Annotated in this window: 9 protein-coding genes; 3 read left to right on the forward strand and 6 right to left on the reverse strand. The window is 51.4% G+C overall.

Features of this window, described 5'->3' with window-relative positions; genetic code table 11:
- Window positions 1-150 precede the first annotated feature (150 nt).
- From ACGYK4_RS16890 to ACGYK4_RS16900, 3 genes are all read right to left on the reverse strand, one after another.
- Window positions 151-990, reverse strand: a complete 840-nt coding sequence (locus tag ACGYK4_RS16890; RefSeq protein ID WP_394457486.1) for a DUF3800 domain-containing protein — start codon at window positions 988-990, stop codon at window positions 151-153.
- Between the two features lies 1 nt (window position 991).
- Window positions 992-4,186, reverse strand: coding sequence for an Eco57I restriction-modification methylase domain-containing protein (locus ACGYK4_RS16895; RefSeq protein ID WP_394457487.1), 3,195 nt, complete (start codon window positions 4,184-4,186; stop codon window positions 992-994).
- 147 nt (window positions 4,187-4,333) lie between these two features.
- Entirely contained in the window at window positions 4,334-4,594 is a 261-nt protein-coding gene (locus ACGYK4_RS16900; RefSeq protein ID WP_394457488.1) for a WGR domain-containing protein, read from the reverse strand.
- 288 nt (window positions 4,595-4,882) lie between these two features.
- Here ACGYK4_RS16900 and ACGYK4_RS16905 point away from each other — a divergent pair, with 288 nt between their 5' ends.
- On the forward strand, window positions 4,883-5,095 hold the full coding sequence (locus ACGYK4_RS16905; protein WP_394457489.1) for a DUF3892 domain-containing protein: 213 nt from the start codon (window positions 4,883-4,885) through the stop codon (window positions 5,093-5,095).
- A gap of 418 nt (window positions 5,096-5,513) precedes the next feature.
- Here the strand turns inward: ACGYK4_RS16905 and ACGYK4_RS16910 are convergent, their stop codons facing one another.
- Entirely contained in the window at window positions 5,514-5,936 is a 423-nt protein-coding gene (locus ACGYK4_RS16910; protein ID WP_394457490.1) for a hypothetical protein, read from the reverse strand.
- Window positions 5,936-7,039 carry a hypothetical protein gene (locus ACGYK4_RS16915; protein ID WP_394457491.1) on the reverse strand — a complete coding sequence of 368 codons (1,104 nt, stop codon included), beginning with the start codon at window positions 7,037-7,039 and terminating at the stop codon, window positions 5,936-5,938. The genes ACGYK4_RS16910 and ACGYK4_RS16915 overlap by 1 nt, the downstream gene beginning before the upstream one ends.
- A gap of 929 nt (window positions 7,040-7,968) precedes the next feature.
- Between ACGYK4_RS16915 and ACGYK4_RS16920 the strand changes: the two genes are divergently transcribed.
- Window positions 7,969-9,582 carry a primase C-terminal domain-containing protein gene (locus ACGYK4_RS16920; RefSeq protein WP_394457492.1) on the forward strand — a complete coding sequence of 538 codons (1,614 nt, stop codon included), beginning with the start codon at window positions 7,969-7,971 and terminating at the stop codon, window positions 9,580-9,582.
- 600 nt (window positions 9,583-10,182) lie between these two features.
- On the opposite strand, the gene ACGYK4_RS16925 is transcribed toward ACGYK4_RS16920, so the two are convergent.
- Window positions 10,183-11,178, reverse strand: a complete 996-nt coding sequence (locus ACGYK4_RS16925) for a replication initiator protein A (RefSeq protein WP_394457493.1) — start codon at window positions 11,176-11,178, stop codon at window positions 10,183-10,185.
- A gap of 864 nt (window positions 11,179-12,042) precedes the next feature.
- Between ACGYK4_RS16925 and ACGYK4_RS16930 the strand changes: the two genes are divergently transcribed.
- Window positions 12,043-12,318, forward strand: a complete 276-nt coding sequence (locus ACGYK4_RS16930; protein ID WP_136720591.1) for a type II toxin-antitoxin system RelE/ParE family toxin — start codon at window positions 12,043-12,045, stop codon at window positions 12,316-12,318.
- Window positions 12,319-12,325: the final 7 nt, after the last annotated feature.

The raw sequence follows: 12,325 nt of genomic DNA on the forward strand, positions 1-12,325 counted from the left end.
GCATCTAAGCCTTGGATATTTTCCAGCACAAAAAACGGTGCTTAATGGAAAATTTATTGGTTTCTTAAAAAACATGCGTTACATGCTGTGATAGGCATAGCCTACGAGATCGCCTGTGCGGTCGCCATACCCCGCCCCTTGTGGCGGGGTTTATGCTTTCCGATCAACGCTTTCAAAGCAGCTGTATTTTGTCGCCAGAGTCGCGTGATCGGCATCGTCCAGAATGCATTCGATCAGTTTCCCATCATCCCGAAGGCGGCGATATGGCCTGTTTCCAGCGTTGTAGCCACCCATACAAACGGGCCAAAGGTAAAGGTCTGCCAGCTGGGCCATGGGTGATGATTTGGCCTTGAACCGTAGATCGTAAAGCGTGGTCTTAAGTTGTTCCGTGGTGAGCGGTGCATACTTTCCAGAACTCATGGTATCGAAGGGCAGGCCATCAGTTCGCAACTCAGCGTAATACGTCTTCAAAGCCGTGTCTTCCGTCTTATTGCACTTCTCCGGCATCACCCGAAGCCGCTGGCCCTGGCCGATTGCAAACTTTGCAGCCCGCTCGACAACGACAGAGAAAGCCGTCTTGCACAGCATCCAGCGGTTTTCGAGGTATTGAGCCGCATACCGGGCGTTGTAGCCTGGACGATCAATGACACAGGCAATACCGATTACCGGCGCATCGCGCATGAGGCAGTATAGGTCTTCATAGAACGCGCCTTGTTCGTCTTTCGACTTACCCCGAAGCCATAGGAAACCTTCATTCTGGGACCGGATTTCAGACGAGTGCAAAGGGGCGGTGATACCCCATTTTTCGACAAAGGCTGCGTGTAGACGGCGAGCCTCCTCTTCGTCCTCTTCACGGACCAGGACACCGCCAAGGGCAAACCAGTCATAGCCATGCGCAGGCCTTTTCCCAGGCTTCCGGCTTGGGTGACGTGTGCCGGAATCGTCCAGATACAAATTTAGGATGGCGGGCTTCATTTTCTGATCTGTCACGTCAAACCACGCTTTCCAGCAGCGCGATTTCGTCTTCAGTCAGATCGAACAGTTCGTAGACGATGCTGTCGATCTTGGCTTCGGCCTGGGCGATTTCGGCGGTTAGGCGGGCGATCTCGGCGCGGTCGCGGTTGATCCAGTCTTCCCAGTCGGAGCGATCGGCCAGCGGGATGTCAGTTTTGAAGACCTTCTTAACCTCGGCGCGGAAGGCGGCGAAGTCGGGCAGGGCCCACCATTCCTTGAGCTTGTTGGTCAGCTTGGGTTCGCGTCCTGGCGGGCAGAGGTCAGGGATGCGGCGCGTGAGGGCAGTTTGCAGGGCTAGGCGTTCCTTCGCTAGCCCGCTGATCTTCTTCGCCCCCTGAGCTAATTCTGCCTGCGAATTGTCATTGGACTGAGGAATAGGCAGAGGTTCGATATATTGCCGCTTTAGGCGAAGTCGCCACTCTCCACCCCGTAGGGCATTGGCTTCCCCTCTTAGGCAAAACCAGAAAAGCCTACTATTCAGAAGGGCAAGAAGCGTGAAGTCGGCATTGATCTTGAAGGTAGTCGTTTCATACAGATAACCGGCAGGAGCCATCGAAAACTTTGGCCCTTGAGACATATCTGGAAAACATATTCCTTCTTCTTCGAACCCCGCAACATAGCCTAGCTGATCTTGTTGAAGCTCAAACCATGCTTGTTTTGTGGCGCGAGCTTCTAACGCTTCGCGGAAGGGAAGCAGCCAATCTCGGATGGCTGGATAGTCACCAATATCAATCATACCCTTTGGAATGTAGATTATCCACCAACCTTCAGGCTGGATATGCCAACGTGCTAGATCACCCCCCTTGAGAAGGGGCTTCAGCAGCTCCACGCTTCGGGGGTCCTGGGCGCAGAGCCGCTCTTTGGTGGCGCTGTCGATCACGAAGGCCGCGTTCAGGCCGGTCTTGATACCGTAGAGCGGTGATCCGTAAACGTCTTTCAGGGTCTTCTTGTCGGTCCTGATCTTGTCACGCAGGGTGCGCAGTGCGGTGTTTTCCAGCTCCCATGATCCGGCCCCAAGGGCAGCTTGTGGATACGGCCCGGCGGCAGCTTCCCAAGTGGCCTGAAAGTTTGCCTCTGGCAGGGCATCCAGTTGCCAGAACCTTAATTCGTGGTCCTTAGAGGCTAACCCGCGTTTCATGGTCAAGATGGCGGGGGTCGTATTTACGCCTTCAAAGACTTGTAGGTCGCCAAAATCGACCACGCTTTCTATGGTGGCTTCCTTCAGTAGATATTCGCGCAGGGGCTTGCCTGATCCGGTCTTGAAGAAGGTGTTCGAGGAAATGTAACCCAAGCGCCCGCCCGGCTTCAACAGGCGGAGGCCGCGTTCATAGAAATAGCAGTAGAGATCCGCCCTGTCGGAGACGACCTCATACCGCTTTTCCAGATAGGGTTTCAGCAGCTTCAGGAATTCCATCCGCACATAGGGTGGGTTGCCCAGTACTACGTCGAAGCCGCCTTCGGCAAAGACGCCGGGGAAGGCGGTTTCCCAGGTAAAAGCGTGATCAAGATAGGCGAAGTTGTTGTCCTCGATCAGGCTATCTCCGACACGGATGCTACCCGATAGGCTGTCCAGAACCTTGCCGCGTCGGGCGGTTTTGATCCAGAGCGACAGCTTGGTGATCTCAATGCTTTCCTCGTTTACGTCCACGCCGAAGAGATTATCAGTGAGAATTTCGCTGTCGGGCACATAGTCGAGCAGATCGCCGAAGTGTTCGGCCTTGGGCAGCAGGTTTTTGATCTTGTCGTTCACGCGCGTCAGTTCGGCCTTCATGAAGTCGAAAGCCATGATCAAGAACACACCGGAGCCACAGGCTGGATCAACAATGCGCAAGGATTTCAGGTGCTCGCGATAGCCTTGCCAGGCTTCCAGCTCGGCCGTTTTCCTTCGCCATGGAATATTCTCGTAGTCGTCGACATCCGCGCCCTTCTTGGCGTGAACACGCAAGGTGTCTTTGAAGATTTCCCGCAGATGCGTGCCGAGGGTTTCGGCAACGATGAAGCGCGCGATATAATCAGGGGTATAAACCACACCGTCACGTTTGCGCCGTCCGCTCGTGCCAGTAGTTTTCTCGGGTTCCTCCTTTTCACCGCGAGCGATCGCTTGCAGGCGCTCCACGTCCGCGATGGACTGTTCAAAGATGTGGCCCAAGACCGTAACCGAGACTTCGGAGGCGAAGTCATACCCGCCGAGAGTCTTGAACCCCTCGCAGATGTCATCGGGTATCGTCAGCCCATCAATCACTGCATCTTCGCGGAACAGACCCCCATTATATCTCGGGATTTTCAGCTCGGCGTTGCCCTCGTCGATCGCGCGGAACAGGCCCTTGAAATTATCCCAAATGGGGCGTGGGTTGTAAGGATCACGCGCGATGAAGGCGTTTTCCAGCGTATTGCCCGGTAGAAGGCCGGTGTCTTCGGCAAAGGCTACGAACAGCACCCGATCGAGGATTTTCTGTGCAAGGGCGATCGCATCGAGGGGCGGGATCGTGTTGTCGGCCTTCTGAACGGCACTCAGGAGCTTGAGGCGTAGGTCCTTGTAGTCCTGATACAGGCTGTCGGTGATGTCTTTGTCTTCGCGGCGACTTTCTTTCAGCAGATCAGCTGTGCGGCCAGACAGCAGATTTTCCGCCGACAGGAGCAGCATGAAGCGCGCGTATTCTGTCGGATCTGTTAGCTGGTCGAGGCGGAAAACCTCATAGGCTGAGGTACCCTCACCAAAACCGTAGAGGCGCAGCTCGATCATGTTCGAGACCAGGACCCATTTCACACCTCGCGCATTCATGGCGTACTCCCACGCCTGCTGAACGGGGCTCTTGTTCCGGCCCGGCATGATAGCATCGAGATCGCGGGTATCCGCGCCCTTCAACTCGAACGGAGCAACGATGTCAGGTGTCTTGCCGCCAAAGCGGCCAAGCGCCAGATCAACGCTGCCACGCAGAATATTGTGTTCAGCTGATACGTTGTACTCGGCCCCGCCAGCCGGGCCATGGTAGCCCAGCACTCCCTCAACGATATTGGAGGCAAACTGCCCATGTAAGGCGGTTTCCTTAAGGCGCTCAATCCGGCGCGAGCTGATCAGCTCCGCCCAGGCTTCCAGTGCAGCCAGATGGTCTGAAGGGATTGGGTCGGGTTTAATGTGGCGCTTCAGGGTCTTACGGTTAAACAAATTCATTAAATAATGGTCTTTCTTGCCGCTATCGGTCGGCTGTACGATGCTGTTTCTTACGGATGACGACAAGCCTTGGCTTTAAGCGTGCTGGTCGCATCAGCCCTTACTCGAGACGTTATGCGATCCACATCTTGATTAGGGAGCAGGAACTCAACTGGTTAGCTCAAACATCGCCAGCTGCTGAGGCTCCACCCAATAGCCGCGCTGACGCTTAGAGGTTTCCAGTGCTATCAGAGCTGCGACAGCCTGTTCTTCATCTACGAACCAATCCATCCGAACCTGGCCGCCATGCCCTATCCGACCCCATTCACGACAGAGCGTCCATTCGCCAAATAGGTTTCGCAGAACGGCTATACGGTAAAACCTGGAAACGTTCTTCGCAGGCTGACGCTTTTCGAGATAAGTCTGCATGGCTCAGAGGTACACGATATCTATATTGGCAGAATTCAATCATTATAGGGGTTTTAAACTGGCAATAAATGACCGGTTCGATGAGCGATAGCGCAGTAATTCAAACCCTTCCGAGATTGACAACGGACCACGTAGCAAGGTGCGGCCTGCAAACACGATGAAGGACACATAGATACTTATGCTACAATATATGGTAAAGTGATGACTGAATCTGTGCAAGCTAGGTGAGAAACTGTTGCCCACCCGGTCCTTGCCTGTTTCCTGATAGTTTTGGGGGAGGACAACACGATGACTAAGATTAAGGGCAGGGGCGATGGTCTAGGCGGAAGAAATGAACATTACGATGTCGGTAGCAGGAAAAACGTACCTCGTCGCAACATCGTCGCCGAAATTAAGAGAGGCGAACACTCTGATGCACACATCGTCAAAATCGGAGGTCGGGAGTATGCTAGGGATAACCCAGATCGCTCGAAAAAAGACAATGTGAACCGCGACAAGTGACACCCAGGGGCGTCCAAGAAGACACGGCGGCGTTCAAATGTTCCGTCCCCTTAAACTATATCGAGAAAAAGGTTCTCTTTTCGGAGAGATTGTCTCCGCGCTCGTGAATTGGCGCAACAAACCCTTGTAGACCGTCGCCAAGGCTGCTGCCCTCGCACTGTAAGAAACGGCCAGCCTCTTGAGGTCTGCCGGACCGGCAGTATCCTGCGCTAAGGTCTGAGGCGCCGTCGGTGCACCCTGCGGCGCAAGAGGAAAATGAGCCTATAGATACTGATGCAGCGTCATGTTCGGATGTCCACAAACGTACGACAGCTAAAAAGAGGGCGTTTTTCAGCGATGCTAAAAAGGGAAATTTCTTTGGCAGAGCCGGGGGATTGTATAGAGAAGACTTCTTGAACCGGCCAATCAGAAAAAGTTTTCAGTCCCCGACAGGCCATAGACAACCGATTTCGAGTGCGCGTTGTTTTAACCGCTTCGCTACAGTATTATTCTTTTTTGGCGGGTTACCCGCTATACCCGAAAAATCCACAAGATGATGCGCGGCATTGTCTGGTTGAAGTGCAGATCCACTTACTGGATCTGCACTTACTGGAAGGCCATTAGAAGCGCATAATTCTCGCGTGACAGCCCAAGCGCCCGCTGTTTCGAGAGGAACACGGCTGCCATCAGCTAGTAACTTTGTTTTTGTAAGGTGGAGATTATAAGAAGCTTCCGGAGTGGTCATATTTCCACAGTCCACGGAGAGCATGTCTCCATCATTTGGCGTCGGACGAAAAGCGCCGCTGCTTAATCCATTTTTAAAATGAGTTGGGTGTACCTGACGAAACAAAAAATCCTTCATTATTGACCCAGCGTCCCTTTTACCTTTGAAAGGAACCGCTTGAAATCGCCTGAACTAAAAGTGTCGGAAAATTCTGCTTCACTGCTCAGATCGATCCCAAATACACAATACGTGCCGTCAGATTTGAACTCGATGCCATAATCCCACCCATCTCTGTCATACTCAAGGAGAATGCTCCCATCCTCCATAGGAGCTACTGCATAGAACGCAGGAAACCTATTACTGGACACTAGGAATTTTTTGGCATTTTCCCGCGTAGCCAAAGAGATTTCCTTCCCATAACCGTCTAGCCAACCATCCTGCAAAATGGCCATTTCATCGATTGCTGTAATAGCTGGATCTTCGAGAGGTGACAGATCATGGATCGTGATGACCGATTGAATGCTGTCATCATGGCGGCGCTCAACCGTTAGATCAAACTCGTAGTATGCGCCGATATTCGCGCCATACTCAGTAGGCTCTCTACTATCGTCAAAAATGGGGAACTCTCGAAGCTCTGCGCTCGAAAACTTCAGAGCTCCTCTTTCATCAACGCTTTTTAACCTTGCACGACCCTGAATACGCTGTTCGTAAGTGGTTGTTACGCTCGTCAAAAAGCGTTTACGTCGCTCGACATCCAATGACACAACCTTTTGTATGTCACTGAAGTCATCCCCCTTATCAGGGTTATACTTAAACAGCTCTCCAGGCTTTAAATTCGTGAGAAACCTATTAAAGTTTCTAATCTGGGTAGGACTTAGTACGATATCAGAGCCATCGTTTGCAGACTTTAGCACTGCTGCAAATTGCTCCTCAGCCTTTTTCATGAGAAAAAATTTAGTGTCGTCGAGGATCATACTTTGTTGACTGTCTTCAACAACAGTCAGCTCAAGCTTCGGCAGCGCACTTCCATCACCCACACCAGTTAGGGACATCCTGAACCAGTCCGTATAACCGTTAGGCATTCGTTCCCGACCGTTCTCATTAAGCCAGATCTCGCGCGCAAAGGTAGTCAGAATATCTTCTAGAGCTTGAAGATCGGCAAGAACGTCAAGAGGAAGACGACCGCTCGAAAAGCGCTCACCCTCATACTTAATGTTCAGGAAATCTTCGATCATATCCATTAGAACTTCATGAGGTCCTGTTCGACGTTCGTCAAGTGAAAGGGCATCCCGTTCCTATAACGTCCGTTCGTTGAACGGTTCCCCGAACCGGGCTTTGGCACACTTGCAGCTAAAATCTGAAAGATCTGCACTGTGCCAGTTCATGTGGGGCGCAGGGAACAGCCGGTGTACGGATAGGGGTCGCTTCTGAGACTTTCATCTTACCAAGTATATAAGACGCTTCTGGCGCTGATATTCTCGGTTTACAAAAAAAGTGAGCTGGACGCTGGCTGCTTCCTTAGGGACAGCCTTGGCGTAGGATTCCGCCCGTCCGGCATCAGACCCTTCTTGAGGACTTCGTCGAAAGCGTCAGGAAAAATATGAAACCCGCCAGTCTTACGACCGACGGGCCCATACGATTTGGCCGCGAAAACCCGCCATACAGCGAGGTGCGCTGCATGGTGAGCCATCTAGCGCAGGGAAGGCAGCGCTTAACTGAAATTTAGGTTGCACACTTTCCATATGCAACTGATCTAACATGAAAATCGACAAATCACCGCCAATATACGGACAACATTAACCGCGCTTTAACCACAATTCGATACTGTGCCCAATATCAATAATGGGCGCAATTTCGCGCCAGCATTACCCTAGGCATCGCAATGGCCGCCATACCACTGGGAATGCAATCAGAGAGGTTATAGAATGCAGTCCAATTTCGAAAAAGAATTTGCGTCACATTTTTTCTTTGAGGCAATTTTGCCTTCACCACGTGCGCGTGCTCATGAAAGAGCGATGACGGTCGGCCAGAAGGCTGGCCGTGGATGGCCCACCTAGATCATAGCCAGTTCTCAACATCCACATCGTCGGTAACTAAGCCAGTTCGGGGGGCATCTCGCGAGCAGCAGATCAGGTGGGAAAAGAAGTTCCGCTACTCAATAGGCGCGGAGATGAACATCGCCATGCTACTGCCGCTTCAGGTCACTGATTACCTGCATCTGCGGTACATGCCGAAATGGAGCCGGTGTGCGAACGAAGACAAGAAACTAATCCCAAACAAGCTTCCGTTGTTCGACTATTTGGATGCGCACTATGTCGATCTGCACCCGCCCTTCATGACGAAAAAAGGGCCCGCGCCAGAGCGCCGTATCGCGATCATTCTCGATGTCGATTCAGATGTCCGGCCATCGGACATGGTTGAAATTGGCATGCCGTTGCCGAAAACTTTCACTGGAGCCAGTCGCGATGTGCCTCAGTTTGGGCCTGTCGCGGAATGGCCACCCGCTTCGCTCGATAATTCTATCCACCGTCCTCACATGATCTATTGGCTGCACACACCAGTCTGGATGGATGACTACGAGCGGGCGCGAGAGTACAAACTGATTGCCCGGCGCCTGGCAAAATTGGTCGGTACCATCGCATATGTCGAGGCTGTGAACCCAGTCACAACCAAGAATCCAGCCAAACTGCGCCATTACAACTACGATGATCTATTTTGGGATGTGGTCGAGGGCGATGACCGCACGTGGACGCTCGAGGAACTAGATGAGGCTATTACTGCGGCCGAGAAAGCTCCTCTCCATCCTGCACAGATCGCATACACGCCTCCAGTTAAAGCCAAGCCAACATCGTTCAGATCTGCTGATGGCATCAGACGCGCAACTCACGCAGCCCACTCAGACAACAAGGGCTCCGATCAGTCATACTTGGAGAGAACGATTGGCGCCTCTTTCGATGAGGAATACGCGTCTCGCGGCAAAAACTGCAATCTCTTCACTAACGTCAAATACCTCGCCTACGCATACAAACAGCGCGCGACCTGCGAACAGCACCTCTATCGCTATGTGCTCCAGCAATGTGTTCGATACAATGAGACCAATTTTTCCCACGACCTGCTCCCAGCAGACGAGATCCATGACATAGCAAAATCGATCTCCAGCTGGACATGGAACTACTACACCGGCTCCGGTAAAAATAAAGATCGTGGCGCCTGCCATCGCGAAGGTCTCATCAGAGACAGCATGGAGCTCGATGAGCGCCAGGCCATTGGCGGCCGGTACGCTGCCAAACAGAACGCAGACAAGAAGCGTGATGCTGTCCTCAAAGCTGTCGCGGAGGTGCAGGCTGCTGGTGAACAGATCGTCATCTCAAAGCTCGCCAGAGAACTCGGGATGAGCAGGAACACTTTCAAGAAATACTTGCCTGACGCCCTCTCTGAAACCGCTTCGAAGGCCCCAATTGAGGTCTCCATCAAGCACGTTGAGCAGCCCGGTCAAACCGGTGCCATCAGGGGAAACCATAATATAGAACCTGAGAACCCGGGAACGACAAAGCCTGATCTCTACGAAGTCGGGGGCCCAAATATCGAAGGATACGGAATCCTCTCATCAATCTGGTCGGATTGTAGTGAAAGTATTCTACAGCGCGGGCACCAGGAGGCTTACAAATCGGGTCGGATAGATCGGGAATACCCCCTGAAAGCTACAGAAGCGGGTTTTCAGGCCGGGAATCTAATAAAATTCCAGATCTCGGAATCTACTACCCTACGAGATTACCTATCATGACGGCTCAAATCCTAGGAGGCGCCCGCCAAATCATACTTGGGCCTGGAAGCAGCTCCATGGGTAGGCCAGCAGGCAGATGTATTTCCAAATCTAGGGTACTCTTATAACCTTGTGTGGCTAGGAACTTCGAAAGGTGTTCGTTCTTTACGCTCTCAAACTCAACCGATAGCCCTTCGGCTCTAGCAAGTTCCTCCAATACTCCAGTAATAGCGGGCATTCGATTTCCTCGGCAATGCTCCTTGCGCTGAGCCACGCAGGTAGTCTTTGGGAGATCAGTAAATCCTTGAATGTTCGCGATGGTAAAGTGACCTTCCCTACAGCGTGAGTAGATCTCAAATGGAAGAACGTCGGGGCCATCATAGTACCAGTAACTGGTAGGCGAAAGGCCATAAGAAATCCGGGCGATGGCCAGATAATACTGGATTGTGAAAGCATCCGTTAAGGCACAGTTATAATCTCCCGCTTCGTTGCGCAATTGTACATCAGCAGCGTTTAACCGTTCCAGAGGGCTCTGCTTTGTAGAAGGATTAGGAAACGAACCCATGGCAAATCTAACCTGTTTTATCCCGCTGATGTTTATAAAGGAGAGGCGGTATCCTATTAAGGACGTCCTCGCTTTTCGAACCAACTCTCGCAGAACTTGATGTAGTGTTTGGTCGGATGCTTTGGTTCAATTTCCTCTTTGCCGCACCAGCGACGCCACTCCTGTTCGAGATGCCGCGTATCCCAGCCGGGGGCAGCTTTCCTTGCCGCATCATAAGCGTCAGCCTCTAGCTGCCCCTCAAAGATATCTTCTTGTGACATAGAAACGGTGCCCCGCGAGTAAAACACAGCCTGAGAGCCCTCTAAACGGAGGCTATAGTCCGGAATGTGATCATGGGAGACATCTTCGTCCACTACCTTTGATATAAGGCGTTTGAACTCCTTATCAGTCGAGTATGAGCCACATTTTTCCTTAAGCTTAGTAAGCCCGATTGCCCAACGTTTTTTGTATCCACAATGCTTACGCCCAATCTCGTAAAGCCGCCGCTCGAGCGGCTTCCGAAGTCGGAAATAATTTCGGCTCAAGGTAAGCACTTCACGGGCATTGATCGCATTGAAAACCCAGTCCGACAGCTTCACCTCGATTTCCTGCATCCGACCGTCCCGGGTTTCACGGACAATCCGATACCTATCAATCAACCCAAAGCCATCCAGAACCTCGGTATCGCCGGTCGTAATATTTGTTGATATTCGTGTCCCTGAGAGCCGTTCAAACGCAGCCCTAAGCTGCTCGTATCCCCGACCATCCGTACCTCTGTTAGTAGATGTCAGCAGATCAAAGGCCTTAAAACGAACCGTCTGGCTAACCGCTCGACCATCATTCAGAGCCGAAATCACCTGAGAAATGCAGAAAATTAAAATGTCACGATCATAAACGGTTGCCAGACCTTTTACAGAGGGGACCACTTCGACAAAAATATCACCGTTCGCATACCGCCGAATATTTTTGTCCGGTTTAGTAGAAATGGAAAAAACAGGGTGTTCCATCGATGCTAGATCGCCTTTTGGCGCAGCATCAAAGATGTCGCAGACAAAGAAATCGCCCTGCTGCATACGGTCCGGAAGAAGAGGAGACCTGTGTTTCGTGTTATTACCCACCATGCCTCTAAAATCGTGTTATCACACACCATGTCAAGTGCATTCGTGCTATCACACACCCAGCCTTATTAAAACGTGTTATCACACACTAGGTTTCGTGTTATCACACACTTTATAACGTGTTATCACACACCGGGGTAAACGGTAAGGTGTTGGTCTAAAGCAATAATTTGTTCTCCAAAATAGGCGTAACCCATATATTAACCCATATTTAACACAGCTTCTCATTTTGCTCGCCACCTTGCATGCTGTTGAACATAAAACGACCACTAAAGAACCACCGGGCGACTACAGACGGCCTACAGGAGAACCACACAGTGACTACTGGGCGGCCTCTTAAACTCTAATATGATCGGGCGAAGACCCATCGGCTTTACCTACCAGATGATCACCAACCATGAGGCAGACGCCCCTACTGGGGTGCCTTAGAGCGGGTGGGCAATCCGCCATCTTGACCATAAATGGCGTTCGAGGCTGTTCGACATTACCTTTAAAGGTGAACCAAGCCAGCTACTGGCAAGTTGGATTGCCACATTTGGTGTAGTTCTGGTCACATACGGTATAAGTGATTGATATGTAATAGTTAAATATGATCTTCCTACTAAATTTAGGCAAACCTCAGACAAGAAAACGGCTCAAGTAGTGACCAAGTGAAATAAAACCTTTTCTAGTCAGACACTTATGACAAGTGTGCTCTTGGAGACGGTTGGGGTTAGTAGGAATATATTCATAAATATAATGTGAGAGGTTCCCTAGATTTGCCTAAACTAAGTGTAAGTCATCACTTTACATGTGTCGCCTATCAGCTTACACAAGGGTATGATTAAGTCCTTCGCTAATAAGCAGCTGAGGGCGCTATGGGAAACGAGCAAGTCAAAAATTGACAAGCGCATGCACAGCAGGATTCTGCGGCGACTAGACGTGCTCGACGCCGCCACTGCGCCTGAAGACCTGAACCTTCCTGGCTTCGATTTTCATGCGTTACGAGGTCATAATCCAACCCGCTACACGGTCCATGTAAACGGTCCGTGGTGCATCACTTTCGAGTTCCGAGATGGCGACGCCTATGTGCTGGACTATGAACAATACCATTAGGAGGCGA

Source organism: Sulfitobacter sp. 1A13368 (assembly GCF_043557275.1).
GTDB classification, from domain to species: Bacteria; Pseudomonadota; Alphaproteobacteria; order Rhodobacterales; family Rhodobacteraceae; genus Sulfitobacter; species Sulfitobacter faviae.